General features: G+C 63.8%; 26 protein-coding genes. 10 read left to right on the top strand and 16 right to left on the bottom strand.

The genetic code is table 11. The features are described 5' to 3' along the window. Positions 1 to 11: 11 nt before the first annotated feature. Together IVB26_RS17520 and IVB26_RS17515 are read right to left on the bottom strand one after the other, a co-directional pair. The gene (locus IVB26_RS17520) at positions 12 to 842 is read right to left on the bottom strand and encodes an OmpA/MotB family protein (protein WP_246919562.1); all 831 of its coding nucleotides are present in this window, start codon (positions 840 to 842) and stop codon (positions 12 to 14) included. A 24-nt stretch (positions 843 to 866) separates the two neighbouring features. Beyond that, complete coding sequence (locus IVB26_RS17515; protein ID WP_063195489.1) at positions 867 to 1640, bottom strand: motility protein A; 774 nt, start codon at positions 1638 to 1640, stop codon at positions 867 to 869. 370 nt (positions 1641 to 2010) lie between these two features. Between IVB26_RS17515 and IVB26_RS17510 the strand changes: the two genes are divergently transcribed. Beyond that, the gene (locus IVB26_RS17510) at positions 2011 to 2304 is read left to right on the top strand and encodes a hypothetical protein (RefSeq protein ID WP_247972787.1); all 294 of its coding nucleotides are present in this window, start codon (positions 2011 to 2013) and stop codon (positions 2302 to 2304) included. Between the two features lie 2 nt (positions 2305 to 2306). On the opposite strand, the gene IVB26_RS17505 is transcribed toward IVB26_RS17510, so the two are convergent. The 4 genes from IVB26_RS17505 to IVB26_RS17490 form a co-directional block, all read right to left on the bottom strand. After that, the gene (locus IVB26_RS17505) at positions 2307 to 3026 is read right to left on the bottom strand and encodes an RraA family protein (protein ID WP_247972786.1); all 720 of its coding nucleotides are present in this window, start codon (positions 3024 to 3026) and stop codon (positions 2307 to 2309) included. Between the two features lie 122 nt (positions 3027 to 3148). Next, entirely contained in the window at positions 3149 to 4030 is an 882-nt protein-coding gene (locus IVB26_RS17500) for a CDP-alcohol phosphatidyltransferase family protein (protein ID WP_247972785.1), read from the bottom strand. Between the two features lie 87 nt (positions 4031 to 4117). Continuing rightward, entirely contained in the window at positions 4118 to 4816 is a 699-nt protein-coding gene (locus tag IVB26_RS17495; RefSeq protein ID WP_247972784.1) for a phosphatidylserine decarboxylase, read from the bottom strand. Between the two features lie 78 nt (positions 4817 to 4894). Next, on the bottom strand, positions 4895 to 6850 hold the full coding sequence (locus IVB26_RS17490) for an ABCB family ABC transporter ATP-binding protein/permease (protein ID WP_247972783.1): 1956 nt from the start codon (positions 6848 to 6850) through the stop codon (positions 4895 to 4897). A gap of 201 nt (positions 6851 to 7051) precedes the next feature. Between IVB26_RS17490 and IVB26_RS17485 the strand changes: the two genes are divergently transcribed. Next, complete coding sequence (locus IVB26_RS17485; RefSeq protein WP_247972782.1) at positions 7052 to 7657, top strand: LOG family protein; 606 nt, start codon at positions 7052 to 7054, stop codon at positions 7655 to 7657. A gap of 56 nt (positions 7658 to 7713) precedes the next feature. Here the strand turns inward: IVB26_RS17485 and IVB26_RS17480 are convergent, their stop codons facing one another. The 4 genes from IVB26_RS17480 to cysS all read right to left on the bottom strand — a co-directional run bounded on the left by IVB26_RS17480 (position 7714) and on the right by cysS (position 11813). Then, on the bottom strand, positions 7714 to 8091 hold the full coding sequence (locus IVB26_RS17480; RefSeq protein WP_247972781.1) for a VOC family protein: 378 nt from the start codon (positions 8089 to 8091) through the stop codon (positions 7714 to 7716). A gap of 140 nt (positions 8092 to 8231) precedes the next feature. Further along, positions 8232 to 9830, bottom strand: coding sequence for a citramalate synthase (gene cimA, locus IVB26_RS17475; protein WP_247972780.1), 1599 nt, complete (start codon positions 9828 to 9830; stop codon positions 8232 to 8234). Beyond that, on the bottom strand, positions 9827 to 10318 hold the full coding sequence (locus tag IVB26_RS17470; RefSeq protein ID WP_247972779.1) for a GNAT family N-acetyltransferase: 492 nt from the start codon (positions 10316 to 10318) through the stop codon (positions 9827 to 9829). Before IVB26_RS17470 ends, cimA begins: the two co-directional genes overlap by 4 nt. 115 nt (positions 10319 to 10433) lie before the next feature. After that, on the bottom strand, positions 10434 to 11813 hold the full coding sequence (gene cysS, locus IVB26_RS17465) for a cysteine--tRNA ligase (RefSeq protein ID WP_247972778.1): 1380 nt from the start codon (positions 11811 to 11813) through the stop codon (positions 10434 to 10436). A gap of 288 nt (positions 11814 to 12101) precedes the next feature. Between cysS and IVB26_RS17460 the strand changes: the two genes are divergently transcribed. Beyond that, complete coding sequence (locus tag IVB26_RS17460; protein WP_247972777.1) at positions 12102 to 12407, top strand: hypothetical protein; 306 nt, start codon at positions 12102 to 12104, stop codon at positions 12405 to 12407. Between the two features lie 132 nt (positions 12408 to 12539). Further along, positions 12540 to 13733, top strand: a complete 1194-nt coding sequence (locus IVB26_RS17455) for a DUF2865 domain-containing protein (protein ID WP_247972776.1) — start codon at positions 12540 to 12542, stop codon at positions 13731 to 13733. Between the two features lie 57 nt (positions 13734 to 13790). Here the strand turns inward: IVB26_RS17455 and IVB26_RS17450 are convergent, their stop codons facing one another. Beyond that, complete coding sequence (locus tag IVB26_RS17450; protein ID WP_247972775.1) at positions 13791 to 14699, bottom strand: DUF2189 domain-containing protein; 909 nt, start codon at positions 14697 to 14699, stop codon at positions 13791 to 13793. Between the two features lie 520 nt (positions 14700 to 15219). On the opposite strand from IVB26_RS17450, the gene IVB26_RS17445 reads away from it, so the two are divergent. From IVB26_RS17445 to IVB26_RS17425, 5 genes are all read left to right on the top strand, one after another. Then, positions 15220 to 16053 carry a cytochrome c oxidase subunit II gene (locus IVB26_RS17445; RefSeq protein WP_247972774.1) on the top strand — a complete coding sequence of 278 codons (834 nt, stop codon included), beginning with the start codon at positions 15220 to 15222 and terminating at the stop codon, positions 16051 to 16053. 79 nt (positions 16054 to 16132) lie between these two features. Next, a complete protein-coding gene (locus tag IVB26_RS17440; protein WP_247972773.1) occupies positions 16133 to 17911 on the top strand; it encodes a cbb3-type cytochrome c oxidase subunit I in 1779 nt (592 codons plus the stop codon). Then, positions 17908 to 18612, top strand: a complete 705-nt coding sequence (locus IVB26_RS17435; RefSeq protein WP_247972772.1) for a cytochrome c oxidase subunit 3 — start codon at positions 17908 to 17910, stop codon at positions 18610 to 18612. The genes IVB26_RS17440 and IVB26_RS17435 overlap by 4 nt, the downstream gene beginning before the upstream one ends. Positions 18613 to 18626: 14 nt before the next feature. Next, positions 18627 to 19349 (top strand): heme-copper oxidase subunit III family protein, encoded by a 723-nt coding sequence (locus tag IVB26_RS17430; RefSeq protein ID WP_246921521.1) that lies wholly within the window; start codon positions 18627 to 18629, stop codon positions 19347 to 19349. Between the two features lie 8 nt (positions 19350 to 19357). Continuing rightward, positions 19358 to 19750, top strand: a complete 393-nt coding sequence (locus tag IVB26_RS17425) for a cytochrome C oxidase subunit IV family protein (RefSeq protein WP_247972771.1) — start codon at positions 19358 to 19360, stop codon at positions 19748 to 19750. Positions 19751 to 19931: 181 nt separating this feature from the next. Here IVB26_RS17425 and IVB26_RS17420 read toward each other — a convergent pair whose 3' ends face one another. The 3 genes from IVB26_RS17420 to IVB26_RS17410 are packed head-to-tail and all read right to left on the bottom strand — an operon-like array spanning position 19932 to position 23470. Beyond that, complete coding sequence (locus IVB26_RS17420; protein WP_247972770.1) at positions 19932 to 21689, bottom strand: NAD+ synthase; 1758 nt, start codon at positions 21687 to 21689, stop codon at positions 19932 to 19934. A gap of 34 nt (positions 21690 to 21723) precedes the next feature. Further along, entirely contained in the window at positions 21724 to 22077 is a 354-nt protein-coding gene (locus IVB26_RS17415; RefSeq protein WP_247972769.1) for a diacylglycerol kinase, read from the bottom strand. A 4-nt stretch (positions 22078 to 22081) separates the two neighbouring features. Next, on the bottom strand, positions 22082 to 23470 hold the full coding sequence (locus tag IVB26_RS17410; RefSeq protein ID WP_246921511.1) for a class II 3-deoxy-7-phosphoheptulonate synthase: 1389 nt from the start codon (positions 23468 to 23470) through the stop codon (positions 22082 to 22084). 179 nt (positions 23471 to 23649) lie between these two features. On the opposite strand from IVB26_RS17410, the gene IVB26_RS17405 reads away from it, so the two are divergent. Beyond that, positions 23650 to 24546 (top strand): alpha/beta hydrolase family protein, encoded by an 897-nt coding sequence (locus IVB26_RS17405; RefSeq protein WP_247972768.1) that lies wholly within the window; start codon positions 23650 to 23652, stop codon positions 24544 to 24546. Positions 24547 to 25920: 1374 nt separating this feature from the next. On the opposite strand, the gene IVB26_RS17400 is transcribed toward IVB26_RS17405, so the two are convergent. Together IVB26_RS17400 and IVB26_RS17395 are read right to left on the bottom strand one after the other, a co-directional pair. Continuing rightward, positions 25921 to 26184, bottom strand: a complete 264-nt coding sequence (locus tag IVB26_RS17400) for a hypothetical protein (protein WP_247972767.1) — start codon at positions 26182 to 26184, stop codon at positions 25921 to 25923. Positions 26185 to 26386: 202 nt separating this feature from the next. After that, positions 26387 to 26968: a TIGR00645 family protein gene (locus tag IVB26_RS17395; RefSeq protein WP_247972766.1), complete on the bottom strand. Its 582-nt coding sequence runs from the start codon at positions 26966 to 26968 to the stop codon at positions 26387 to 26389. Positions 26969 to 26999: the final 31 nt, after the last annotated feature.

The raw sequence follows: 26999 nt of genomic DNA, 5'->3' as shown, positions 1-26999 counted from the left end.
CCGGATCATGCTTAGGGCTTCAGATTCGGCGGCAGCGGCGGATCTTCGCGCATCAGGGTGATGGTCACCCGCCGGTTGGCCGCGAGCGAAGGATCGTCCGGAAACAGCGGCTGGGTGTCCGCCTTTCCGGAGACGGCGAAGATGTGCGACGGCGGCAGGCCTTCGCGTTCGAGGATCTGGCGCACGGCATTGGCGCGATCGGCCGACAGATCGAAGGCGCCGTACTCGCTGCGGGTCGGCACGAAGCCCGCCGCGGTGTGGCCGGCGATGGAGACGCGGAGCGGCGTGGCCTTGAGCGGGATCGCGAGCTTTTCGACCAGACGGCGGGTGCGGTCATAGGGCACCTTGGAGCCGTCGGCGAACATCGAGCGGCCGTCCTGGTCGACGATCTCCAGGTTGAGACCCTGCTTGGTCTCCTCAAACATGATGTGCTTGGACATCTCGGTCAGTTCCGGCATGTCCTGCAGCGCCTGGCGCAGCGAGGCCGCGGCGAGCGCGAAATTGCGGTCGACCTTGATCTTCGCCCCCGACGTGCGGTCGCGATCCTCCTGATCCGGCGTCGGCGTGTTGGAGGCGTCCTCGGGCTGGATATGGTCGACGTTCTTCAGCCGTGGGCGGGTCGGCAAACCGTCGGACTCGACGATGCCGGCATAGCGCGCTTCGCTCTGCACACCGAAGGCGTCGCGCATCGATCCTGCGACGATCTTCAGCTTGTTGGCGTCCTGCGTCGAGAATGCGACGAGCATCACGAAGAAGCTCATCATCAGGCCCATCAGGTCGGCGAAGGTCACGAACCAGCCGTGACCGCCTCCGTGCGCATCGCCGCGTTTCTTCTTGGCCATGGCTGAAAATCCCGGCGGGCGGTCTTACGCCGGCACCGGCTCGCCCTCGGCGTGACGATGCTTCTCCGGCAGGTAGGCCAGCAGCATTTCGCGCACGAGCGTCGGGCTCTTGGAGTCGCGGATCATCAGGATGCCGTCGATGATCAGGGTACGGTTGGTCTCCTCGTCCAGCAGCTTGCCGTGCAGCTTGTCGGCGATCGGCAGACAGAACAGGTTCGCAACCAGCGCGCCGTAAAGCGTGGCGAGCAGCGCGGTCGCCATGAACGGGCCGAGCTTGGACGGGTCGGTCATGTTGGCGAACATCTGCACCATGCCGATCAGGGTGCCGATCATGCCGAACGCCGGGGCGCAGTCGCCGATGGCGCGGTAGATCTTGCTGCCCTCGTCCAGGTGCATGAGGAAGTTGTCGCGGTCGCGCTCGAGATTGTCGCGGATGAAGTCAAGGTCGTAGCCGTCGGCGACGTAGCGGATGCCTTTGGCAAGGAACGGCTCGTCAGTCTCGACCTTTTCGAGACCGACAGGACCCTGCTTGCGGGCGATCTCGGCGATGCGGGCGAGCTCGTCGACGAGGTCGTGCGCCGACAGGCGGCTCATGGTGAAGGCGAACTTGGCGCCGAGCGGAAGGCCGTGCAGGAGTGCCGAGAGCGGAAAGCGGATCATGGTGGCGGAGATCGAGCCGCCGAAGATGATGATCATCGCATGTTCGGAGATGAACATGTGGAGGTCGCCGCCCATGAAGATCATCGCAGTGATGACGATGATGCCCGCCGTGAGCCCGACGCTCGTCATGATATCCATGGGATACTCCAACGCGTACGCAACAACGGCCGTCCTGGCCGCTGGCGCGGCCCAACCCCGAACCGCATCGGAAACCCTAGAGCGCCGCCCTTAAAGCCGCGTAAAGGTTAAGTTGAGCCGGCCTGCCAAACCGGGCGCAGTGCGCTCGGAGGATGCGGGCTTTGCCGATCACCGACAGGATTCTCAACGTTTTGCTAACCATGATTGGGCTGCGACGAGGCGATGAAGGCACGGCGTCCAGTTGAACAGCTGCGAGACGGTTTGCTCGTGCTCCGGATGGAGCGCTGCGGCCCTGCGCCACGGGCAAAACGATGGATGGATCTGCTATCCTGCAGCTCTGCGGCATGCTCGATCGCGGGAGCGATTTGCAATGTTGACGCTGTTCAGTCTTCTCACCGCGCTGCCTGCGGTGTTGGCGTTCCATCTGCTCGAGCCGGAACTCGTCCTGCCGGCGTTCAGCGCCCTGCTCTTTGTCGAGGCCGCCTTCGCCGTCATTGCAGCGCGGTTGATTCACGCCACCGACAGCGCAGACGACATCACCCTGTGGGACTTCGCCGGCGGCTTCACCCTCATCGGATGCGCCGCCGCCGTGTTTGGAGAACCGGATCAGGCTGCCCTGTTCCTGAGCGAACAAGGCAGCCCACGACCGGCGTCGTCGCCGTAAGCTCAGTGAATCTCCGCCGAGCGCTTCAGCGCGGCCTTCAGCTTCTCCAGCGAGAAGTCGGGGCTGCGGGCGATCTCCAGGATCGGCGTCTCGCGGCGGCCACAGAGTTCGGCGGCCTCGGGTAGCTTGGCGGCGATGTCGTGCGGGATCACGATGGCGCCGTGCAGGTCGGCGTGAATCAGGTCATCCGACTTCACGGTCATGCCGGCAACGCGCACCTCGCCGCCAAAGCTCTCGGCATGCACCCAGGCATGGGACGGGCCGATCGAGCCGGCCAGCGCCTGGAAGCCAGGGGCCCATTGCGGGATGTCGCGGATCGAACCGTCGGTGATGACGCCGAGGCAGCCGAGCGCCTTATGCACGTTGCTCTGCACCTCGCCCCAGAACGCGCCGTAGCCGACGTCAGGACCGTCGATGTCCTGGATCACCGAGATGCGCGGGCCATGGCCAGTGCCGACATATTCGTAATATTCGATGCGGCGCTGGGACTGCTCTTCCGCCGGAAGCGATGACTTCAGCACCGAGCGGATCGCGACCGTGCGGGCATAGCCGACGATCGGCGGCAAATCGGGGAACGGGCAGACCAATTGCTTGGTGGTGTAGCCGATCAGCCGACGCTCGGGCGCCACGATCTCCATGGCATTGCAGATCGTCGGCGTGTCGTAGCGGCCCAGCGCTTCGAGGACGGAAGCGGGCAGCGGCCCGGTCGCGGTATTGGTCACGGCGTTCTCTCCCAGATTAGCGGCCGCTGTTGGCGCGGTGCCGCCGGCACAGGGCGATATAGCCGAGATCGAGCCTCGACCCAACTCAGCTCGCCTTCATGGCAGATATCCGTAAGAACCGCTCAGTGCAGCCGTCCGGGCCGGTCGTCTTCCGGCGGCGGTTCCGACAAATTCGCCAGCGTCGGCGCCGAAGGTGGTGACGAGACTTCGCCTTCCGCCGGCGCCGCAGCTTCCATCGCGCGCGCCTGGTCGCGGTAGGATTTGTAGCCGAGCGGCAGGCAGAGCAGATACAGCACCGTGCCGATCGACAGCACGTGCCAGGGATAGGCGATCAGCAATGCGATGAAGACGATCACGGCGACGAACGCCGGCAGCACCAGCTCCGGCGGCACGCGCATGCGCTTGGTCTTGCCGGAGAACACCGGCAGGCGCGACACCATCAGGAAGGCGATGAGGAGCGTATAGGCCGCCGTCACCGCCGCGGGAGTGCGGCCGAGATCGAGGAACGCAACGTAGATCGGCAGCAGCACGGTGATAGCGCCGGCCGGCGCCGGCACGCCGGTGAAGAAATTGGCGGCGAAGGCCGGCTTGTTCGGATCGTCCATGGTGGCGTTGAAGCGCGCCAGACGCAGACCGCCGGAGATCGCGAACACCATCGCGGCGATCCAGCCGGCATTGCCGAGCTCATGGAGCTGCCAGAAATACAACATCAGGCCGGGCGCCACACCGAAATTGACGAAGTCAGCGAGGCTGTCGAGTTCGGCGCCGAACTTGGATTGACCCTTGATCATGCGCGCGATGCGGCCGTCGATGCCGTCGAGCGCCGCCGCGAACACGATGGCGTAGACGGCGAGCGACATCCGTCCCTCGATCGACAAGCGGATCGAGGTCAGGCCGGCGCAGATCGCCAGCAGCGTGATGACGTTGGGCACCAGCATCCGCACCGGAATCGGACGGAACCGGCGGCGGCGCGTATCGGGGTATTTGAAGTCATAGGGCGTCATCGCTGGTCCTCACCTCAAGGCGAGATATAGCAAGTCGCGTCTCCCTCCGCCATTGCGGCGGAAGCCCCCCACAGACCGACTTATTGGTTAATTGGCGCGGTAGACGCGGCTGGGGTCGTCGCCCGCAAGATCGGCCAAAATCGTCTCGCCGGCGATGGCGGTCTGCCCTTCCGAGACCAGCGCCTTGGTTCCCACAGGCAGGTAGACGTCGAGCCGCGAGCCGAAGCGGATCAGACCGAAACGCTCGCCGGTGCCGATCGCCTGGCCCTCCCTGACGAAGCAGACGATGCGCTTGGCGACAAGCCCTGCAATCTGGACCACGCCGATCCGCGCCGTCGGTGTCGAGATCACGAGCGAATTGCGCTCATTGTCCTCGCTCGCCTTGTCGAGCTCGGCATTGATGAAGAGGCCGGGGCGGTAGGCGATGCGGTCCACCCTGCCCGCGACGGGAGCGCGGTTCACGTGGCAATTGAAGACGCTCATGAAAACCGAGATGCGCGGCAACGGCCGATCGCCGAGCCCGAGTTCGGCCGGCGGCAGCGCCATGGTGATCATCGAGACGCGGCCGTCGGCCGGCGACACGACCAGCCCCTCGCGCACCGGCGTCACGCGCACGGGATCGCGGAAGAACAGCGCGCACCACACGGTCAGGATCGTGCCGATCCAGCCCAGAGGCGACCACAGCCAGAACAGGATCAGGCTTGCCAGCGCAAAGCCGCCGATGAAGGGATAGCCCTCCTTGTGGATCGGTGGGATCTGACGCTGGATCGAATCGAGAATGGACATCGCTATCTGCCGGTCGGAGTTAATGGCACGGGTCGTCGCGCGGGCTTGTTTAGGCCAGAGTTGGGACCGGAGACAAGGTCACTCCGCCGCCGCAGGCGCCGTCAGGGCGTCATTGACCGCCGGCGGCTCCCGGTTGGGAGCGTCGCCGGTGTCGGCCATCTTGGCCAGTTTCTCGCGCGCCGCCTCCGCCTCGCGCTGCCTGTTCCACATGCTGGCATAGAGGCCGCCGTGGGCGAGCAGCTTGGCGTGGGTCCCGCGCTCGGCGATGCGGCCCTGATCCAGCACGATGATCTCGTCGGCCCCAACGATAGTCGAAAGCCGGTGCGCGATCACCAGCGAGGTGCGGTTCTTCGCCACCCGGTCGAGCGCGCCCTGGATCTCGTGCTCGGTGTGGGTGTCGAGCGCCGAGGTGGCCTCGTCCAGCACCAGGATCGGCGGCGCCTTCAGGACAGTGCGCGCGATCGCGACGCGCTGCTTCTCGCCGCCGGACAGTTTGAGCCCGCGCTCGCCGACCTGGGTCTCGTAACCCTTCGGCGACAGGCGGATGAAATGGTCGATCTGCGCGAGCCGCGCCGCTTCTTCGACTTCGGCATCGCTGGCGTCCCAGCGGCCGTAGCGGATGTTGTAGCGGATGGTGTCGTTGAACAGCACGGTATCCTGCGGCACCATGCCGATCGAGGCCCGAAGTGAATCCTGCGTCACCGCGCGGATGTCCTGGCCGTCGATCAGGATCTTGCCGCCGGAGACGTCGTAGAGGCGGAACAGCAGACGCGAGATGGTCGACTTGCCCGCCCCGGACGGGCCGACGATCGCGACGGTCTTGCCGGCCGGCACCTCGAAGCTGATGCCCTTGAGGATCGGGCGCGGTGCCTCATAGGCAAAGCGCACGTCCTCGAAGCGCACGGTGCCGGCGGAGATGACCAGCGGCTGCGCATCGGGCGCGTCCTTGATCTCGGCCTCGCGGCCCAGCACATTGAACATCTTCTCGATGTCGATGATCGCCTGCTTGATCTCGCGATAGACCATGCCCATGAAGTTCAGGGGCTGATAGAGCTGGATCATCATGGCGTTGACCAGCACGAAATCGCCGACGGTGTTGGTGCCGTTGCGCACGCCGATCGCGCACATCAGCATGGTTGCGGTCAGCCCCAGCGTGAAGATCACCGCCTGGCCGGTGTTAAGCACCGCGAGTGAGGTGTAGGTGTGGACGCTCGCCTCCTCGTAGCGCGCCACCGACTTGTCGTAGCGCTGGGCCTCGCGCGCCTCGGCGCCGAAGTATTTCACGGTCTCGTAGTTGAGCAGCGAGTCGATCGCCTTGGTGTTCGCCTCGGTATCGGAATCGTTCATCTTGCGGCGGATGCCGATCCGCCACTCGGTCGCGATGTAAGTGTAGTACATGTAGAGCGTGACCGTGATCAGCGTTGCGACCACGTAGCGCCAGTCGAACTGCCAGAGCAGCACGGCCATCAGCAGCGAAACCTCGACGATGGTCGGGATCAGCTGCAGGATCACCATGCGCACGATGACCTCGATGCCCTCGCGGCCGCGCTCGAGCACGCGCGTCAGACCGCCGGTCTTGCGCTCGAGGTGGAAGCGCAGCGACAGCTCGTGCATATGGATGAAGGTGATGGTGGCGAGCTTGCGCACCGCATGCATGGCGACGCGCGCAAAGATGCCATCGCGCCATTGCGTCAGCAGCGCCATCAGGATGCGCATCGTGCCGTAGCTCACGGTCAGCAACAACGGCGAGGCGATCACCCAGAGGTGCCAATTATCAGCCTGCAGCGGCGCCGAGTTGGCGCCAGTCAGCGCGTCCGTCGCCCATTTGAAGCTGAACGGTACCGTCAACGTGATCAGCTTGGCAGCGAGCAGCAGCACAAGCGACCACACCACGCGCATCTTCAGATCGAAGCGGTCGCCCGGCCAGATATAGGGCCACAGATGCGCCAGCGTGCCCATCAACGTGGCCCGCTCCGCCGGGCCGCCGGCAGGATTGGGAACGTCGGCGCCGTCGAACGATTGAGGTTGGTCCATCAAAAAGCCTGAAATCCCGCCGGGTGCGGGCGTCACCGTGATTTACCATTTTCGCCTGTCATATAGAGCCTTCCCGATGTCAACGCACCCCGCCAGATGGCGAATCTTCGATTGTTTGTCGCCATTTACCGGTAGATTTCCGGGAGTATCGAATCACCTGAAGGGCTTGACGCCTCTTCGCTGCAATGCATCATGGTGACAATGAGCACGATCAAAACCGTCTGTGTCTATTGCGGCTCCGGCCCAGGAACCAATCCCCGCTTCACCGAAGGCGCCAAGGCGTTCGGCAAGGCGCTCGCCGAAAACGACATCCGCCTCGTCTATGGCGGCGGCTCGCTTGGCCTGATGGGTTCGGTCGCGACCTCCGTGCTCGATCACGGCGGCACCGTCACCGGGATCATCCCCGACTTCCTGCGGATGCGCGAGAACGCGCTGACGCGCGTGCAGGAGATGATCGTCACCCCCGACATGCACGAGCGCAAGCGCTTGATGTTCGAACGCTCCGACGCCTTCGTGGCGCTGCCGGGCGGCGTCGGCACGCTGGAAGAGCTGGTCGAGCAGTTGACCTGGAAACAGCTCGGCCGCCACGCCAAGCCGGTGTTGCTCGCCAACATCGACAATTTCTGGGAGCCGCTGTTCTCGCTGCTGTCGCACATGCGCCAGACCGAGTTCATCCGCGCCGGTCTTTCGGTCGACATCCTCAAGGCCGATCGCGTCGAGGAGATTCTGCCGAAGCTGAAAGCGGCCGCGGCCCAGATCGACGAGGCCGAGAAGAAGCTTGCGCCGGAAGTGGCGCGCAAGCTCTAGGGCTCTTTGTTTCGGGCAGGATCCGGAAAGCCGCTGCACGCTTTCCGGATCCTGCTCTACTCTGCCGGAAACGCCACCGCCTCGATGCGGTTGCCGTCGGGGTCGACGACGAAGGCCGCGTAGTAGCGCACGCGATCGTGCGGGCGGATGCCGGGCGCACCGTCGGAGGCCCCGCCCGCCGCGATGGCGGCGGCATGAAACGCATCGACCTCATCCGTCGTCTTCGCCCGCAGGCAGATGTGGACGCCGCTTTCCGCCGGCACACGCGCCATGGTCTCGCGCAGATTGATCCAGAACTCGGGATAGGCCTTGCCGAAGCCGACCGTCCGCGGCCGCGTGACGAGGCGTGCGAGGCCGAGGGCCGCGAGCGTGGCCTCGTAGAATTTTGCGGCGCGATCGAGATCGCTGACACCGACGGAGATGTGGTCGATCATGCCCTGCTCTCTCCTCAAATTCCGCCGTCATCGCCCGGCTTGACCGGGCGATCCAGTATTCCGAGACGCCCGAGAGCTACCGAGAAGCCGCGGCGTACTGGATACCCCGCTTTCGCGGGGTTTGACAGTCGTCGTGGGACTTACGCCGGCGCCCCCGACTTCACGAGCTTGTAGATCACCGAATCCATCAGCGCCTGGAACGAGGCGTCGATGATGTTCGGAGAGACCCCGACCGTGGTCCAGCTGTCGCCGTTCTCGTCCTCGCTCTCGATCAGAACGCGCGTGACCGCGCCGGTGCCGCCGTTGAGGATGCGCACGCGGTAGTCGATCAGCTTCAGCCCATCGATGTATTTCTGGTACTTGCCGAGGTCCTTGCGCAAGGCGACGTCGAGCGCGTTGACGGGACCGTTGCCTTCGGCGGCCGAGATCAGATGCTCACCGGCGACGTCGACCTTCACCACCGCGAGCGCCACGGTCACGCGCTCGCCGAGCGCGTTGTAGCGCTGCTCGACGTTGACGTCGAACTGTTCGACCTCGAAATAATGCGGCACCTTGCCGAGCGTGCGCCGCGCCAGCAGCTCGAACGACGCGTTGGCGGATTCATAGGCGTAGCCTTGCGCCTCGCGCTCCTTCAACTCCTCGACAAGCCGCGTCAGCTTCGGATCGCTCTTCTCGTAAGGAATGCCGGCACGGTCGAGCTCGGCGATGACGTTGGAACGGCCGGCTTGGTCTGAGACCAAGACCTTGCGGTGGTTGCCGACGGTCTCCGGCAGCACGTGCTCATAGGTCTGCGGATCCTTCAACACCGCTGAAGCATGGATGCCGGTCTTGGTGACGAAGGCACTTTCGCCGACATAAGCCGCATGCCGGTTCGGCACGCGGTTGAGCATGTCGTCGAGCGTGCGCGAGACCTTGACCAGGGTTGCGAGCTTCTCGGCGGTAACCCCGATCTCGAAAGCGTCGGCAAAATCCTTCTTCAATTTCAGCGTCGGGATCAGCGAGCAGAGATTGGCGTTGCCGCAGCGCTCGCCGAGACCGTTCAGCGTGCCCTGGATCTGCCGCGCGCCGGCGCGTACCGCGGCGAGCGAGTTGGCGACCGCCTGCTCGGTGTCGTTATGGGCGTGGATGCCGACGTGATCGCCGGGGATGTGCTTCGTCACCTCGGTGACGATGGCCTCGACCTCGTCAGGCATGGTGCCGCCATTGGTGTCGCACAACACCACCCAGCGCGCCCCGGCGTCATAAGCGGCCTTGGCGCAGGCGAGCGCAAAGCTCGAATCTTCCTTGTAGCCGTCGAAGAAATGCTCGCAGTCGAGCATGACCTCACGACCGGCGGCCTTTGCCGCCGCGACGCTGTCCCGGATCGAGGCGAGGTTTTCCTCCTTCGTCGTCTCCAGCGCCACGCGCACCTGATAAGCGGAAGACTTCGCCACGAAGCAGATCGCATCTGCCTTTGCTTCAAGGAGCCCGGCGACACCAGGGTCGTTGGAGACTGAGCGCCCGGCTCGCCGCGTCATACCGAAGGCGGTAAAGCGCGCATGATTGAGCTTCGGCTTGCTGCCGAAGAACTCGGTGTCGGTCGGATTGGCGCCGGGATAGCCGCCCTCGACATAGTCGATGCCGAGGTCGTCGAGCATCGCGGCGATGACCTGCTTGTCGGTCAGCGTGAAGTCGACGCCATTGGTCTGCGCGCCGTCGCGCAGCGTGGTGTCGAACAGATAAAGGCGCTCCTTGCTCATTGCCCCGCTCCGAGCGTCTTCTTCATGGTGGTGTTGGCGAGCCACTCATCATTCATGGTGACGCTGTTGCGCTGCTGAGCAGTGTAGCCGCGCTTGGCGAAAAAGCCCTGCGCGGTGTCGCTGGCATCGACAGAAAGGCTTGTCGCACCGCGGCCGCCGGCAAGCTTCTCCAGCGCGTCGACCAGCAGGGTCGCGATGCCCTGCCCGCTGACGGCCGGATGCACATAGAGCATGCGGATGTGGTCGTTGCCACGCAGCGAGGCGAAGCCGATGGGCGAGCCATCGAGCGTCGCAATCAGCGTCAGGTCGGAGGCGAGGTGCTTGCCGAACTCCTCGTCCTCGGCGGCCTCCATCCAGGCCTGCTGCTGCGCCTCGCTATAGTCGTCGCCGGTCAGTTCCTCGATGCTCGCGGTGAAGATCGCGGCGAGCACCGGCACGTCATCAGGCAGGAACGGCCGCAATCCGGGCTTTGGGTGTTCTTGTGCCATCCTCTTCACCACATCCCATAGAGCTTGAGCACGATCGCCACGGCGGCGCCGAGCAGCAGGATCTTCAGCGCGATGTAATAGAGCCAGTGCCGCGGGAACGGCGTGTCGGGCCGCTTCATCGCGCAACCTCCCACGTCGTCCCGTCCTTCGAGTCCTTGATCGCAACGCCCATCGCAGCGAGCAGATCGCGGATGCGGTCGGACTCCCCAAAATCCTTGCGGCTACGGGCAGCCGTCCGCTCCGCGATCAGGCGCTCGACTTCCCCGGCATCGACGCCGCTCGCCTGCTGCTTGCGGCTTTCCCACTGCCCGGCACTCTCGGACAGGAAGCCGAGCAGCCGCAACGAGCCCGCCAGAGCAGCCACATCACCACGCAGGCCGTGCAGCGCCGCAATCGCCAGCGGCGTGTTGAGATCGTCGAGCAGCGGCTCGACCACGGACGCGGCCGGCTTGCCGGGTTCGACATCCGCCGCGAGGCGATACCAGTCGTCGAGCGTCTTGGCGCTCTCCTCCAGCGACTTCATGGTCCAGTCGATCGGCGAGCGGTAATGCGTCTTGAGCATGTTCAGGCGCAGCACTTCGCCGGGCCAGTCCGCGAGCAGCTCATGGATGGTGATGAAGTTGCCGAGGCTCTTCGACATCTTCTCGCTCTCGACCTGGAGGAAGCCGTTGTGCATCCAGTAGTTCGCCATGCGCTGCTGGTGGAAGGCGCAGCAGGTCTGCGCGACCTCGTTCTCGTGATGGGGAAACACGAGATCGATGCCGCCTCCATGGATGTCGAAATGCTCGCCGAGATGCTTCCAGGCCATGGCCGAGCACTCGATGTGCCAGCCCGGACGCCCCTCAGCCTTGATGCCGGCCGGAGACGGCCATGACGGCTCGCCCGGCTTGGACGGCTTCCACAGCACGAAATCGGTGTTGCCCTTCTTGTAGGGCGCGACATCGACGCGGGCGCCGGCGACCATCTCGTCGAGCGAGCGATTGGACAGTGCGCCGTAGCGTGGCAACCCGGTCTTGTCGGCGTTCATCGCCTGCGGCGAGAACAGCACGTGGTCCTCGGCAACATAGGCAAAGCCGCCCTTGACCAACCGTTCGATGATCTCGCGCATCTCGCCGATATGCTCGGTCGCACGCGGCTCGACGCTCGGCCGCAGTGCACCGAGCGCGTCGACATCGGCGTGAAATTGCTGTCCCGTTTGCTCGGTGACCTTGCGGATCGCCTCGTTCAGCGGCAGGCCGGGAAAATCCCGCGCCGCACGGTCGTTGATCTTGTCGTCGACGTCGGTGATGTTGCGGACATATTTGACATGCGCCTCGCCATAGAGATGGCGCAGCAACCGAAACAGCACGTCGAACACGATCACCGGCCGCGCATTGCCGATATGGGCGAAGTCATAGACCGTCGGTCCGCAGACATACATGCGGACGTTCTTGGCATCGAGCGGCACAAAGGGCCGCTTTTCCCGGCTCAGCGTATCGTGAAGACGCAATTCCATGACAAACCCATCCCTTGCGGCCGGGCGTCCGAGGCTCTCAATGTTTTGAGAAAAGACGGCTCCAGCCAGCGAATCGCTAGCTCGTAATCTCGCGGCAAATGGCGCAAATGGCGAGGAGACCGTTCATGTGGAACATATGGGCTATGAGGCGCCCCCGCGTCAAGAGAGCCGCGAAACACCGTTTTATCTCCGCAAAGCGCGCTGCCCGTCATGATGGTTCATGATCCCCTAACCATTTGAGCCCATTTTGGAACCGGCGGTTCCCCTTTTTGCCCCCGGTGCTTTTTCATGCGATTCTTGCCCGCGCTCATTTTCGGCGCTTCCATCTTTGCGGCCTCCAGCGCCTTCGCCGAGAGCCGCGTCTTCATCATCGCCAACCAGGCAGACGGCTACGGCATCGACCAGTGCCTGGCCAAAAGCGACAAATGCGGCGCCTCCGCCGCCCGCACCTATTGCCAGTCACGAGATTTTGCCCAGGCATCGAGCTATCGCCGGGTCGATCCCGACGAAATTACCGGCTCTGTCCCCAAATCCGGCACAAATTGCTCCCATGGCCGTTGCGACGAATATGTCGCAATCACCTGCCAGCGCTGAATTCGCTCGGAGCTGGCGTAGCTTAGGCCCGGTGCTTTGGCACCCGAAACGACGTGACGATGCCGCAGGAAGCGGCTATGGGAGGGCGCGCTTCGGCCCTCCAAAGTCATGCCGGGCCGTGACCTCGCTAGAATGGCGGATATGCCTGAATTTTTGTCCCTGTCCCGTGCCCGCTTCCTCCTTGCCTGCACCGTGCTTTTGAGCACCGTCGTGCTCGCCGCCGGCGCTTTCGCGCAGGCCGGCCCGCCCGGACCGCCGCCTCAGCCCGGCCAGAACGGGCTCGGACCCAATCCGATGTGCGTGCGACTGGAGGGCCAGCTCGCGGCACTGGACCGTGGCGGCGGTGGTGACCCCGCGCGCGAGGAGCAGATCCGCCGTTACCAGGATTCCCAGGCCAAGCAGCAGGCCGAGCTCGATCGCGTCACCATGCAAGCCAAGCGCATGGGCTGCGATTCCTCCGGCTTCTTCTCGCTGTTCAACGGCCAGTCAGCCCAATGCGGCCCGGTCAACACCCAGATCCAGCAGATGCGCGCCAATCTGGACCAGATCACCGGCAATCTTGAGCGGCTGCGTGGCGGTGGCCCCGGCGGCTTCAGCCCGGAACGCGACAATCAGCGCCGCTCGGTGCTTGCGGCGCTGGCGCAGAACAATTGCGGCCCGCAATACGCCAACGCCGCGCAGTCGCAAGGCGGCGGCAACTTCCTGAGCAATCTGTTCGGCGGCAACAACGCGGGCAATCCGCAAGCCGTGCCGCCGTCCGATCTCGGGCCGCAATCCGGCACCTACCGCACCGTGTGCGTGCGCACCTGCGACGGCGCTTATTTCCCGGTCTCGTTTGCGACGGTGCCGGCGCGCTTCCCCGACGACGAGAAGACCTGCAAGGCGTTGTGCCCGGCCGCGGAAGCCGTGCTCTACACCCATCGCAATCCCGGCGAAGACATGAACTCCGCGGTCTCGATCGGCGGCCAGCCCTACACGGCGCTGCCGACCGCGTTCAAATTCCGCAGCGAGTTCAACCCGTCCTGCTCCTGCAAGGCCGCAGGACAGACCTGGGCAGACGCGCTGAAATCGGCCGACGACAAGGCGACCGCCGAACAGCAGGGCGACATCATCGTCACCGAGGAGAGCGCCAAGAAGATGCAGCAGCAGCGGCTCAACAAGGGCACGCCTGCCGCCAATGGCAAGAAGGGTGCAGCCTCGGCGCCGACGACAGCCACCGCGCCGGCCCCAACACCGCCGGCGGACACCGGCACGGCTGCGACGAGCTCGGAGAACAAGCCGATCCGCTCGGTCGGGCCGACCTTCCTGCCCCAGCAGCAGAAGTAGGTCGTTATTCGTTGTCATGTCCCGCGAAGGCGGCCGCCACGCGCGGCCGTTTCGCTGTTACTGCTCGCCCTCGCGGCTCCACGGAAAGAGATTGGCCGGGAAGTCCGCAGCATAGCGCTTTCCCTTCGGCGGGGGCGGCGGTTCATCCGGAGGATTCGGATTCGGCTCGACCACCCTCCGATAAAGATGCCAGGTGGCATGACCGAGCACCGGCAGGACGAGAGCGAGACCGACGAAGAGCGGCAGCGAGCCGATCACCAGCAGCGCCGCGACGATCAGCCCCCACCCCGCCATCGCAACCGGATTGGCAGCCACCGCCCGCAGCGACGTTCGGATCGCATCGATCGCCGTCGCATGCCGATCGAGCATCAACGGAAACGATACGACGCTGACGCATAGGGCCGCGACCGCAAACAGGAAGCCGACACCGCAACCGACGATGATGAGCGACCATCCTTCCGGTGTCGTCAGCACGCGGGTTGCGAAGTCAGGAATGCTTGCAGCCGCCGCGTGACCGAAGATGGCGACATAGATTGCGTTCGCGACGCCGATCCAGGCCCCGAACAGGACGAGCAGGAGCACGCCGAGCTCGAGCATGGCGCCGAACGACGGTGCACGCAGGACCTTGATCGCGTCCCATGCCTCGACCTCTTCGCCGCGCTCGCGGCGACGGCTGAGCTCGTAGAGACCGATCGCGGCAAAGGGACCGATCAAGGCAAACCCGGCCGCCAGCGGAAACAGCAGCGGAAGGACCGAATAGCCGAGGACCATCCTGAACAGGACGAGACCGAGAACGGGATAAATCAGGCATACAACGAGCGCGTGACTCGGCATCGCCTGGAAATCGTCCCAGCCCAGGCGGAGCGCCTCTCTCAGGTCGGACAAGCCGATCTTGCGAATGGGATAAGAGGCGGCCTCGCCGAACAGGTGCCGCTTTACGATGTTGTCGGAATAAAGAGTGGCCATGGACACACCCTCCTCTGCTGAAAGTCGCGGCGGCGATCGGCGCGCTTTCCGGCCACGCGTATCCGCCCTTAGGTGCGGGAGACGCGATCAAGCCGAGTACGGCAGTTCCAAGCTCAACGAGGAAGGAGCTTAGCCGGACGAAACCCGTCGCGACCTGCGCCCCAAGCTTAGCGCGCGCGAGCTGGAATGACCAGCACTCCCGGCTGAGTGAATTGTGCGGCGCATATGTTGTGCGATGCATCACATCGAGACTGCGACCGACGCGCGCCAGCTCGCACGACAACATCGCCCACGCCGTCTAAGCGCGTTGACATGCTATTGACGCCGGGTTCGCGGGGGATCATTTTAAAAGCCTGGACGCCCCCCAGCGGTCGCGACGTTTCTCTTGGATATCGCGACCGGTTGAATGGGCGAGGCAAGAGGCGCGGCGATGGCGTGCAGGCCAACGCAGCCATCGCGACAGACGTGAGCTCCGCCCCGGATTCGTATCCGCAGCCTTTGATGGCAAGGATGGATCAGGATGGCTGTCGCATTGATACTGCTCTTGGTCGCAATCGGCTCGGTGCTGTTTCACATCTACAGCCCGTGGTGGTGGACGCCGATCGCCACCAACTGGGAATATATCGACCATACCATCAACATCACGTTCTGGATCACGGGCTTCGTTTTCGTCGCCGTCATTGCGTTCATGGCCTATTGCGTCTTCCGCTTTCGCCACAAGGAGGGAAGACGGGCTGACTACAATCCCGAAAACAAAAGGCTCGAATGGTGGCTCAGTGTCGGGACCGGCGTCGGCGTCGCCGCCATGCTCGCACCCGGCCTGGTCGTCTGGCACCAGTTCGTGACTGTGCCCGCGGACGCCACCGAGATCGAAGTCATGGGCCAGCAATGGCAATGGAGCTTCCGCCTTCCCGGAAAGGATGGTCGGTTGGGCACGTCCGACGTCCGCAACATCGGCGCCGACAATCCAATGGGACTCAATCGCGACGATCCGCATGCGCAGGACGACGTCGTGATCGAGAACGGCGACCTGCACCTTCAAATCGGCAAGCCGGTCAAGGTTCTCCTCCGCTCGGTCGATGTCCTGCACGATTTCTACGTGCCCGAATTCCGGGCCAAGATGGACATGGTTCCAGGCATGGTGACCTATTTCTGGATAAAGCCGATCCGAACCGGGACGTTCGATGTTCTCTGTGCGGAGCTTTGTGGCGCTGCTCATTATCAGATGCGGGCCAAGGTCATCATCGACGAAGAACGTGAATATCACGCTTGGCTTGAGCAACAGAAGACGTTTGCAGAATTGTCGCCGGCAAAAGCCGTCGTGAAGGCGACGTACCAATCCGGCGGCAAGTAAGAAGGTGCCGCTGCGAAAATAGATCGGGTGCGTGAGACCAACTCATCGTCCCCGAAGGAAACGACCGAGGAGGTATTCTATGGTCGATGTTCCATATGATGGGATCACAGGCATTCCGCCTGCCGAAGTACCTGAAGTCGAGCTTTACCATCCCAAAAGCTGGTGGACGCGGTACGTCTTTTCGCAGGATGCCAAAGTCATCGCCATCCAGTACTCGCTGACAGCCTCCGCCATCGGGCTCGTGGCCCTGGTGCTGTCGTGGCTGATGCGGCTGCAACTGGGATTTCCAGGCACTTTCTCCTTTATCGATGCCAACCAATACCTCCAGTTCATCACCATGCACGGCATGATCATGGTGATCTATCTGCTCACCGCATTGTTCCTCGGAGGCTTCGGCAACTACCTGATCCCGCTGATGGTCGGCGCACGGGACATGGTCTTCCCCTATGTGAACATGCTGAGCTACTGGATCTATCTGCTCGCAGTCCTGGTGCTGGCTTCGACCTTCTTCGTGCCCGGCGGCCCCACCGGCGCCGGCTGGACGCTGTACCCGCCGCAAGCGATCCTCTCCGGAACGCCCGGGCAGGATTGGGGCATCATTCTCATGATGTCGTCCCTGATCCTGTTCATCATCGGCTTCACCATGGGCGGGCTGAATTATGTAGTCACGGTGCTCCAGGCGCGCACCCGCGGCATGACGTTGATGCGCCTGCCCCTGACGGTATGGGGCATTTTCACGGCGACGGTCATGGCGTTGCTGGCATTCCCTGCACTCTTCGTTGCCTCGGTCATGCTGCTGCTCGACCGTCTCCTGGGAACCAGCTTCTTCATGCCCTCGCTCGTCGAGATGGGCACGCTGTCGAAATATGGCGGCGGCAGCCCGCTGCTGTTCCAGCACCTGTTCTGGTTCTTCGGCCACCCCGAGGTCTACATCGTCGCCCTGCCCGCCTTCGGCATCGTCTCCGATCTGATCAGCACGCACGCGCGCAAGAACATCTTTGGTTACCGCATGATGGTCTGGGCGATCGTGGCCATCGGCGCGCTCAGCTTCATCGTATGGGCGCACCACATGTATGTGAGCGGCATGTTCCCGCAATTCGGGTACTTCTTCGCCACCACGACGCTCATCATCGCCATCCCCACCGCGATCAAGGTCTACAATTGGGTGCTGACCCTGTGGCGCGGCGACATTCATCTCAGGGTGCCGATGCTGTTCGCCCTCGGCTTCATCATCACCTTCGTGAACGGCGGGCTCACCGGCCTCTTCCTCGGCAACGTTGTCGTGGACGTTCCGCTCTCGGATACCATGTTCGTGGTCGCGCATTTCCACATGGTGATGGGCGTGGCGCCGATCATGGTCGTGCTCGGCGCGATCTATCATTGGTACCCCAAGGTCACCGGGCGGATGCTGAACGACGTCCTGGGCAAGTTTCACTTCTGGGTCACCTTCCTCGGCGCCTACCTGATCTTCTTCCCCATGCACTATCTCGGACTGCTCGGCGTTCCGCGCCGGTATTTCGAACTCGGGGATACGTCGTTCATCCCGCCCTCGGCCCATTCACTGAACGCCTTCATCTCCGTGGTGGCCTTGACCGTCGGCTTCAGCCAGATGGTGTTCCTGTTCAATCTTGCCTGGAGCCTGTTCAAAGGTGAGGCCTCAGGTGGCAATCCGTGGCAGGCGACGACGCTGGAGTGGCAGACACCGGAGACACCGCCCGGGCACGGCAACTGGGGCAAGGAGCTCCCGATCGTCTACCGCTGGGCCTATGACTACAGCGTCCCGGGCGCGGAGGAGGACTTCATTCCGCAGAACCAGCCACCGCGCGCGACGCAGGTCGTTCAGGGAGCAGCTTCGTGAGTGCCGTCATCCTGTTCCTGGCTGTGCTCGCGGTCATCGCCGGATGGTGGCTCTCGCAGCAGCGGCTCACGGCCAAGCCGTGGCTGGAGGAAGGCCCGATCGGTGACTTCCCCGGCGGCGATGCCATGACCTGGCCGGCAGCTAAGGTCGGACTTGGCGTGTTTCTCGCTGTCGCGAGCGTATTGTTCGTCCTCTTCATCAGCGCGTACTCGATGCGTATGAACGTGGTGGACTGGCGGGCGCTGCCGGTGCCGCGGCTGCTGTGGTTCAACACGGGCGTCCTGGTCCTGAGCAGCGTCGCGCTGCAATGGTCCTACGTTGCCGCGCGCCGCCACGATGCTGAAAGCGTCATGATCGGCCTTCTCGCGGGCGGCGCGGCTGCCGTGATCTTCCTCGGCGGACAGCTCCTGGCCTGGCAACAGCTCGGCGCGGCCGGATACTTCGTGGCATCGAATCCGGCGAACTCCTTCTTCTACCTGTTGACCGCAGTGCACGGACTGCATCTGACGGGCGGCCTGGTGGCGCTTGGCAGAACCACGACCAAGATGTGGCGTGGCGCCGGGATCGCCGACATGCGCTTGAGCGTGGAGCTGTGCGCCATCTACTGGCACTTCCTGCTCTTGGTCTGGCTTGTCCTGCTCGGGCTTCTCACGGGCTGGACCGACGATTTCGTCAACATCTGTCGCCAATTGCTGAGCTAGGGAGACGAGACCAGATGGCAGAGACTGCACTGACAAGTTCGGGCCAATCGCCTGCACGGCTTGAAGGTTGGCGGGGCATCGCCGCCGACTGGGCGTCCGATCAGCGCGCCTTCAAGAACGTGTCCTGGGGCAAGGCCATGATGTGGATCTTCCTCCTCAGCGACACCTTCATCTTCAGTTGCTTCCTGCTCTCCTACATGACGGCGCGCATGTCGACGACCGTGCCGTGGCCCAACCCGAGCGAAGTCTTCGCCCTCACCATCGCCGGCAAGCACGTTCCACTGATCCTGATCGCCATCATGACCTTCATCCTGATCAGCAGCAGCGGCACGATGGCGATGGCCGTCAATTTCGGCTACCGCCGTGATCGCGTCAGAACCGCAATCCTGATGCTGGTCACAGCGGCATTCGGCGCAACCTTCGTCGGAATGCAGGCCTTCGAATGGACCAAGCTGATCATGGAGGGCGTGCGTCCCTGGGGCAATCCGTGGGGCGCAGCGCAGTTCGGTTCAAGCTTCTTCATGATCACCGGCTTCCACGGCACCCATGTGACGATCGGTGTGATCTTCCTCATCGCGATCGCGCGAAAGGTCTGGCGGGGAGACTTCGATGTCGAAAGGCGCGGCTTTTTCACGAGCCGCAAGGGCTATTATGAGATCGTCGAGATCACCGGGCTGTACTGGCACTTCGTCGACCTCGTGTGGGTGTTCATCTTTGCATTGTTCTATCTTTGGTGAGGTCGGGCATGACAAACGCAGCTATACACATGGAAGGCCAGCTCCACGCTGCGGCGCACGGCGCAGTCGCAACAGAAGCTGTGCACGCCAAGGGGCAACAACACCCGATCAAGCTCTACCTCGTGGTCTGGGGCTGGCTGTTTGTCCTCAGCACTTGCTCCTACCTCGTCGACTACTTTGGCCTGCAAGGCTATCTCAGGTGGTCACTGATCCTGCTGTTCATGATGTTGAAGGCAGGCCTGATCGTCGCCGTCTTCATGCACATGGCCTGGGAGCGGCTGGCTCTCTCCTATGCCATCCTGCTGCCTCCGATCGCAGTGCTGGTGTTTGTGACCATCATGGTGCTCGAATCCGAGTACACGCACTTTCTTCGGGTGCTGTTCTTCGCAGCCCCGTCGTAGCACTGCGTGGGCGCAATCCCTCACCTCGCTGTCATGCCCCGCGCAGGCGGGGCATCCAGTACGCCGCGGCAGGAGTCGGTTTCAATAAAATCCGCCACGGAGTACTGGATCATCCGCCTTCGCGGATGATGACCGCGGAATGTTCGGCAAGATCGCCCGCCATGCCAAATGGCTCTAACCATCAGCCCTCGAACGCATCGATCGAGGCGCCGCTCCCGCGCGAGACCAGTGTCTCGTCCGGGGCCGGCAGAGGCTCGCCCTTGTAGCGAAAGCGGTTGGTGATGGGATATCGCCGGTCGCGGCCGAAATTCCTGGGTGTCACCTTGACGCCAGGCGCGGCCTGGCGGCGCTTGTATTCGGCGACGTTGAGCAGATGGTCGATGCGGGTGACGATGTCGCGATCGAAGCCGGCGGTAATGATCTGATCCAGCGGCTGCTCGCGCTCGACAAGCCGCTCCAGGATAGCATCGAGCACCTCGTAAGGCGGCAGCGAGTCCTCATCACGCTGGTTCTCGCGCAGCTCCGCGGTCGGCGGCCGCGTGACGATGTCGGGCGGGATCACCTCGCCGGCAGGCCCGAGCGCGCCGTCGGGCTTCCAGCCGTTGCGCAAGCTCGCCAGCCGAAACACCTGCGTCTTGTAGATATCCTTGATCGGGTTGAAGCCGCCATTCATGTCGCCATAGAGCGTGGCGTAGCCGACCGACATTTCCGACTTGTTGCCTGTGGTCACCACCATCAGGCCGGTCTTGTTGGAGATCGCCATCAGCAGCGTGCCGCGGGTGCGGGCCTGGAGATTCTCCTCGGTGATATCAGGCGGCAGATTCTTGAACAGCCCTGAGAGGATGGTCTCGAACCCGCTTACGGCTTCCGCGATCGGCAGGACCTCGTAACGGATGCCGAGATGGCCGGCGAGTTCGCCGGCGTCCGCGATCGAGTGTGCTGCCGTGTAGCGATAAGGCAGCATCACGCCGTGCACCTGATCGGCGCCGAGCGCATCGACCGCGATCGCCGCGCACAGCGCGGAATCGATGCCGCCGGAGATGCCGAGCAGCACACCGGGAAAGCCGTTCTTGGCGACGTAGTCGCGCAAGCCCAGCACGCATGCGGCGTAATCGGCCTTGTCGCCTTCGACCTGCTCCGCAATCGGCCCCGCGCAGCGCCAATCGTCGCCGTTCCGGGTAAAACGCAATGTGACGATGCTCTCTTCAAATGCCGGCAGTTGCGCCGCCAGCGAGAGGTCGCCGTTGAGCACGAAGGAAGCGCCGTCGAATACCAGCTCGTCCTGGCCGCCGACCTGGTTGAGATAGACCAGCGGTAGCCCGCTCTCGGTCACGCGCGCGACTGCAACCGACAAGCGCACATCGTTCTTGTCGCGGGCGTAAGGCGAGCCGTTCGGGACCAGAATGATCTCGGCGCCGGTCTCGGCCAGCGTCTCGACCACGTTCTCGTAGTCCTCGGACTCCTCCAGCCAGATGTCCTCGCAGATCGGCACGCCGATGCGCACGCCGCGCACGGTCACGGGACCAGCGGCAGGGCCACGTGAAAACAGCCGCTTTTCGTCGAACACGCCGTAGTTCGGCAGATTGCATTTGAAGCGCAAGCTCGCGATACGGCCGCCGTCGAGCAGTGCACAGGCATTGTAGAGCTTGCCGTCCTCGACCCAGGGGGTGCCGACCAGCATCGCCGGGCCGCCATCGGCAGTCTCGCGCGCCAGCGCCTCGATCGCGGCGCGGCAGGCAGCCTGGAAAGCCGGCTTCTGCACGAGGTCTTCCGGTGGATAGCCGGCGATGTACAATTCCGGAAACAGCACGAGATCGGCGCCGTCGGTGATAGCTCGCGCGCGCGCCGCGCGTGCCTTGGCAGCGTTGCCCTCGATGTCGCCCATGGTCGGATTGAGCTGGGCGAGCGTGACCGCGAATGCGTTGAGACGTTCGGTCATGGCGCTCCGATCCCCAAGCTAGAGGAAACCTAGGCTAGAGGAACCCCAGCCGCTCGATAATGGCGATGATCCAGAACGCGCCGGCCATCAACAGCGCCACGCCGACGGCCGCCGAACCCATGTCCTTGACCCGGCCGATCTGCTTGTCGTGGTCCATGGTCAGGCGGTCGGCGAGTTTTTCGATCGCGGTGTTAAGCAGCTCGACCGTCAGCACGAAGGCGACGGCACAGACCAGCTCGACCGCCCGCATTGCGGTCGCGCCGACCAACCAGGCGAGCGGCACCGACAGCAGGAGCGCAAAGATCTCCTCGCGGACGGCCTGCTCCGACCGAAACGCAAAGGCCAGACCGTTACGGGAATTGATCGTGGCCTTCCAGATCCGCAGCAAGGTCTTAAAGCCCCGCTGCGACCGGCATCGGCTTGGGCTTGCCGGCGCGCTCCTGCTTGAGGAGCTCCGCGACCAGGAAAGCCATGTCGATGGATTGCTCGGCATTGAGACGGGGATCGCAGACCGTGTGGTAGCGGTCGTTGAGGTCCTCGTCCGTGATCGCGCGGGCGCCGCCGAGGCACTCGGTGACGTCCTGGCCGGTCATCTCCAGATGCACGCCGCCGGCATGGGTGCCTTCGGCGGCATGGATCGCGAAGAACGACTTCACTTCGGACAGGATGCGGTCGAACGGCCGCGTCTTGTAGCCCGACGTCGATGTGATGGTGTTGCCGTGCATGGGATCGCAGGACCAGACCACTACCCGGCCCTCGCGCTTCACGGCGCGGACCATGTTCGGCAGATGCTCGCCGACCTTGTCGGAGCCGAAGCGGCCGATCAGCGTCAGCCGGCCCGGCTCGTTGTCGGGGTTGAGCACGTCGATCAGCTTCAGCAGTTCGTCCGGCTTGAGCGACGGGCCGCACTTCAGCCCGATCGGATTCTTGATGCCGCGGAAATATTCGATGTGGCCGTGATCGAGCTGGCGGGTGCGGTCGCCGATCCAGATCATGTGGCCCGAGGTCGCATACCAGTCGCCGGTGGTGGAATCGACGCGGGTCATGGCCTGCTCGTAGCCGAGCAGCAGCGCCTCGTGGCTGGTGTAGAAATCGGTGGCGCGCAGCTCGGGATGAGCCTCGAGATCGAGGCCGCAGGCGCGCATGAAGTTGAGCGCGTCCGAGATGCGGTCGGCCAGCTCCTTGTAGCGGCGGGACTGCGGTGAATCCTTGAGGAAGCCGAGCATCCATTGATGCACGCTGCCGAGGTTGGCGTAGCCGCCGGTGGCGAACGCGCGGAGCAGGTTCAGCGTCGCGGCCGACTGGCGATAGGCCATCAGCTGGCGCTGCGGATCCGGCACGCGCGCTTCCTTGGTGAAGGCGATGTCGTTGACGATGTCGCCGCGATAGCTCGGCAGCTCGACGCCATCAACCTTCTCGGTCGAGGACGACCGCGGCTTTGCGAACTGGCCGGCGATGCGGCCGACCTTCACCACCGGGACGGCGCCGGCATAGGTCAGCACCACCGCCATCTGCAGCAGCACGCGGAAGAAATCGCGGATGTTGTTGGCGCCGTGCTCGGCAAAGCTCTCGGCGCAGTCGCCGCCCTGGAGCAGGAACGCTTCGCCCGCCGCAACGCGGCCCAAAGCCTTCTTCAGATTGCGCGCCTCCCCCGCGAACACCAGCGGCGGAAAGGTCGCAAGCTGCGCCTCGACGTCGTTGAGGGCCTTGGCGTCGGGATAGTCGGGCACCTGTAGCACCGGCTTGCTGCGCCAGGACTCGGGCGTCCACCGCTCGGACATCGCAATCTCTCCGTGAAGCAAAAAGTGCAACCTGATCTGTGGGTTGCGAGGGCCGCCTTATACACAGGCTGGCCCCGCCCCGCCAGTTGTAAATCCATTTGGCACTGCAAACCCTTGCGGGGAAAGCCAAATTCGCATTTGTTGGCCGGGCGAGGAAACTGGCAGGATACCTTGCGCCCATGGACGCGGCACTGGACGACGTTTTCATCGACGAGATCAGCTTCCCGGCGACCGACGGGTATGCGCTGACCGGCACCCTGTTCCTGCCACGCGGCACCAAGCGCCATGCCGTTCTGATCAATTCGGCCACCGCGGTCCCGCGCAAAATCTACCGCGGCTTTGCCTCCTATCTCGCCCATCGCGGCTGCGCGGTCCTGACCTACGACTATCGCGGCATCGGCGATTCCCGGCTGCCGGCGATGGTCGGCTACAACCAGCCGAAATCACTGGTCGGCTTCAAAGCCTCGATGTCGGACTGGGCCGCGCTCGACGTCACCGCCGCGGTGCGCTGGATGCGAGAGCGGTATCACGCTCTGCCGCTGGCCTATGTCGGCCATTCCTTCGGCGGCCAGGCGCTGGGGCTGATCGCGAACAACACGGACATCTCACGCGCCGCGTTCGTGGCCTCGCAGGCCGCAACCTGGCGGCTGATGACGTCGCCGGAAAAATACCGCGTCTTCGCCTTCATGAATTTTGTCGGCGTGCCGCTGGCCCACGCGCTCGGTTATGCGCCGGGCTGGGCCGGCGTCGGCGAGGATCTGCCCAAGGGCGTCTTCCTGCAATGGGCCGAGTGGGTCTCGAACCCCCGCTATCTCTTCGATTCAAAGCTGCCGGCGCTGGATAATTTCGCCAAGTTCAAGGGCGAGCTGCGGGCGCTGTGCTTTTCCGACGATCCCTGGGCGACGCGACCGGCGGTCGAGCTGCTCGCGAGCGGGTTCACTGCGATCAAGCCGGAGGTGCTCAACGTCAAGCCGTCCGACGTCGGGGCCAAGACGATCGGCCATTTCGGCTTCTTCCGCCCCGACCACCGCGACACGCTGTGGCGCGGCGTGGCGGAATGGATTCAGGGCGACTAGGACACACCCTCGCGTCCTCGCGGCGCATATCGTCAGGGCTTCCGGAATGCCTTCGCGGAGACAGTCTGGATTGCTTCGTCGCAAGGGCCCCTCGCAATGACGGAGTGTGTGGCGATCGCGCGCGTCTCTCTCGTGTCCCGGACGCGCTGCAACGCCCTTCGCGTTGCTGCGCAGAGCCGGGACCCAGCAGGCCGCGCACTCGCTGATGCGTGGGCCCCGGCTCTGCAGCGCATGACTTCGTACTGCGCTGCGTCCGGGGCACGAGAGCATTGTTTGAACACGCACTATCTCAACATCGTCATTGCGAGCGCAGCGAAGCAATCTAGGAATGCACCCGCGGAGGCAGTCTGGATTGCTTCGTCGCAAGGGCCCCTCGCAATGACGGAGTGTGTGGCGATCGCGCGCGTCTCTCTCGTGTCCCGGAACGCGCTGCAACGCCCTTCGCGTTGCTGCGCAGAGCCGGGACCCAGCAGGCCGCGCACTCGCTGATGCGTGGGCCCCGACTCTGCAGCGCATCACTTCGTGCTGCGCTGCGTCCGGGGCACGAGAGCATCGTTTGAACACGCACTGTCTCAACATCGTCATTGCGAGCGCAGCGAAGCAGTCCAGGAATGCATCCGCGGAGGCAGTCTGGATTGCTTCGTCGCAAGGGCTCCTCGCAATGACGGAGCGTGTGGGGACGGCGTCGCTCATCATTCGCACTTCACCTGCTGACACACCTTCTCATCCGCAGACACAGCTTCGCATCCTCGCGGCGCATTTCGCCCGAGCTTTGCTTGGCCGCCTCACCCTCTCTTGAAAGAGGGCGCAGGGAAGACCGGAAGCCGGTTGGCTCCCATGGACCGCCATGCCAAGAGCAGACTGCGTGTGCTTCATGCATAGCGGAAAACAGGGCAACCGGGGCATCCCGGCCTTCCCTGCGCAGTGGTTGGAACGGCTTATGTCGTGCTCTCCCCGGGGAGCGATGCACTATTGCCCCCGTCACCTTGCGGATGGCTGATGCGTGTGCCCGGTCGGGCAGCCCACATCACCGCAACGCTTGACGCACAGACCCCGGGCGTCAGGACCACACGATTTCGCCGTACGCCAATTACACCGGTCGTGTGCGCGAGGTGTTTCGCTCACGGTTGCCCGCCCTGCAAAATCCTTCGCGCCGATGTCATCGGCGCCCACCGCGGCCCGGCCCGCGTTTCGTGACGATCGCGATACGCCCCTCTTCGTTGGGCCGGATTGCGGCGACACATACGCTCTTTCCGAATTTCGGTAAAGCGGAATATTTTCGCCGGCGCGCGTTGACCTACTGGTCGCGTGTTTTGCCCGTCGGGCAACACAAGGCCTTGTACCCCCGATGAGCGCCGGCCCGGGCGGCTTGAATTAACGGATGATCGTCGTCAGCGACGAGTAACGCTTGTTCGTCTTGGCCTCGCCCGCCGAGAACTGCGCAAACGCATCGCTGACGCGTGCAGCCGGCGAGGTCCCGTCTGCGAAGCGGAATTCCTTCGACCGCGGCGCGTAGAAGCTGGCGCGGTAGTAGTTGTCGTCGAACCGTACCTCGCCGACGCCGAACAATGCGTCGCAGACGAACAGGAGCGCGTAGACTCCCGCGACCGCAGCGACGACCTCCTTGAGAACAGACATTTTGATGCCCCACCCTTTTGCAGGCAGGATGCACGCTGGTTCCAAAGTCCCGGTTTAACGCCGGGCAGTTCTTGTCCGCAGGGTTTGCCGCCACTGAGCGGATTGCAGACAATTTTATCGATCTCGAACAGAGAGCCCGCCTGAACGGATCAGGCGGGCCCCAGGCTTGGCCGCTCGGAAGGTCTCAAACGGCCAGATTCATTTAGCGGTGGCCGGCCTCCTTGCGGTGGCCGCCGTCGCTGAGGCGGTCGACCCAGGCGATGCCGATTGCCGAGATGATGAAGGTCATGTGGATCAGCACCTGCCACATCACCCCGGTCTCGGTGAAATTGCTGCGCGTGGTGCCGAGATTGCCGGCCTCGATGAACGTCCTGAGCAACGAGATCGAGGAAATGCCGATGATCGCCATCGCAAGCTTGATCTTGAGCACGCTGGCATTGACGTGGCTGAGCCATTCCGGCTCGTCGGGATGGCCGCTCAGGTTCAGTCGCGAAACGAAGGTCTCATAGCCGCCGACGATCACCATGATCAGAAGGTTCGAGATCATGACGACGTCGATCAGCCCGAGCACGACCAGCATGATCTGCTGCTCGCTGGCATCGAACGAGTGCGCAACCAGGTGCCAGAGCTCTTTCAGGAACAGCAGCACATAGACGGCTTGCGCGACGATCAGGCCGACATAGAGCGGAACCTGCAGCCAGCGCGAGCCGAAGATGAGCTGGGCGAACAGGCCGAGCCGTGGCGGCACGGCCTCCGCCGAAGGTGCTTTGGGTTCGGGCGTCATGAATCACTCCGGATTGCGGAAAGAGTTGTCG

Origin of the sequence: Bradyrhizobium sp. 195 (assembly GCF_023101665.1) — a bacterium.
In the GTDB taxonomy this organism is placed as follows: Bacteria; Pseudomonadota; Alphaproteobacteria; order Rhizobiales; family Xanthobacteraceae; genus Bradyrhizobium.
This window is presented reverse-complemented; position numbering and strand designations above follow the sequence as displayed.

What these genes read in the sequence shown, in the direction of transcription:
- IVB26_RS17520 (WP_246919562.1), bottom strand. Translation starts at nt 842, where the DNA reads ATGGCCAAGAAGAAACGCGGCGATGCGCACGGAGGCGGTCACGGCTGG.
- IVB26_RS17515 (WP_063195489.1), bottom strand. Translation starts at nt 1,640, where the DNA reads ATGGATATCATGACGAGCGTCGGGCTCACGGCGGGCATCATCGTCATC.
- IVB26_RS17510 (WP_247972787.1), top strand. Translation starts at nt 2,011, where the DNA reads ATGTTGACGCTGTTCAGTCTTCTCACCGCGCTGCCTGCGGTGTTGGCG.
- IVB26_RS17500 (WP_247972785.1), bottom strand. Translation starts at nt 4,030, where the DNA reads ATGACGCCCTATGACTTCAAATACCCCGATACGCGCCGCCGCCGGTTC.
- IVB26_RS17495 (WP_247972784.1), bottom strand. Translation starts at nt 4,816, where the DNA reads ATGTCCATTCTCGATTCGATCCAGCGTCAGATCCCACCGATCCACAAG.
- IVB26_RS17490 (WP_247972783.1), bottom strand. Translation starts at nt 6,850, where the DNA reads ATGGACCAACCTCAATCGTTCGACGGCGCCGACGTTCCCAATCCTGCC.
- IVB26_RS17485 (WP_247972782.1), top strand. Translation starts at nt 7,052, where the DNA reads ATGAGCACGATCAAAACCGTCTGTGTCTATTGCGGCTCCGGCCCAGGA.
- IVB26_RS17480 (WP_247972781.1), bottom strand. Translation starts at nt 8,091, where the DNA reads ATGATCGACCACATCTCCGTCGGTGTCAGCGATCTCGATCGCGCCGCA.
- cimA (WP_247972780.1), bottom strand. Translation starts at nt 9,830, where the DNA reads ATGAGCAAGGAGCGCCTTTATCTGTTCGACACCACGCTGCGCGACGGC.
- IVB26_RS17470 (WP_247972779.1), bottom strand. Translation starts at nt 10,318, where the DNA reads ATGGCACAAGAACACCCAAAGCCCGGATTGCGGCCGTTCCTGCCTGAT.
- cysS (WP_247972778.1), bottom strand. Translation starts at nt 11,813, where the DNA reads ATGGAATTGCGTCTTCACGATACGCTGAGCCGGGAAAAGCGGCCCTTT.
- IVB26_RS17460 (WP_247972777.1), top strand. Translation starts at nt 12,102, where the DNA reads ATGCGATTCTTGCCCGCGCTCATTTTCGGCGCTTCCATCTTTGCGGCC.
- IVB26_RS17455 (WP_247972776.1), top strand. Translation starts at nt 12,540, where the DNA reads ATGGCGGATATGCCTGAATTTTTGTCCCTGTCCCGTGCCCGCTTCCTC.
- IVB26_RS17450 (WP_247972775.1), bottom strand. Translation starts at nt 14,699, where the DNA reads ATGGCCACTCTTTATTCCGACAACATCGTAAAGCGGCACCTGTTCGGC.
- IVB26_RS17445 (WP_247972774.1), top strand. Translation starts at nt 15,220, where the DNA reads ATGGCTGTCGCATTGATACTGCTCTTGGTCGCAATCGGCTCGGTGCTG.
- IVB26_RS17440 (WP_247972773.1), top strand. Translation starts at nt 16,133, where the DNA reads ATGGTCGATGTTCCATATGATGGGATCACAGGCATTCCGCCTGCCGAA.
- IVB26_RS17430 (WP_246921521.1), top strand. Translation starts at nt 18,627, where the DNA reads ATGGCAGAGACTGCACTGACAAGTTCGGGCCAATCGCCTGCACGGCTT.
- IVB26_RS17425 (WP_247972771.1), top strand. Translation starts at nt 19,358, where the DNA reads ATGACAAACGCAGCTATACACATGGAAGGCCAGCTCCACGCTGCGGCG.
- IVB26_RS17420 (WP_247972770.1), bottom strand. Translation starts at nt 21,689, where the DNA reads ATGACCGAACGTCTCAACGCATTCGCGGTCACGCTCGCCCAGCTCAAT.
- IVB26_RS17410 (WP_246921511.1), bottom strand. Translation starts at nt 23,470, where the DNA reads ATGTCCGAGCGGTGGACGCCCGAGTCCTGGCGCAGCAAGCCGGTGCTA.
- IVB26_RS17405 (WP_247972768.1), top strand. Translation starts at nt 23,650, where the DNA reads ATGGACGCGGCACTGGACGACGTTTTCATCGACGAGATCAGCTTCCCG.
- IVB26_RS17400 (WP_247972767.1), bottom strand. Translation starts at nt 26,184, where the DNA reads ATGTCTGTTCTCAAGGAGGTCGTCGCTGCGGTCGCGGGAGTCTACGCG.
- IVB26_RS17395 (WP_247972766.1), bottom strand. Translation starts at nt 26,968, where the DNA reads ATGACGCCCGAACCCAAAGCACCTTCGGCGGAGGCCGTGCCGCCACGG.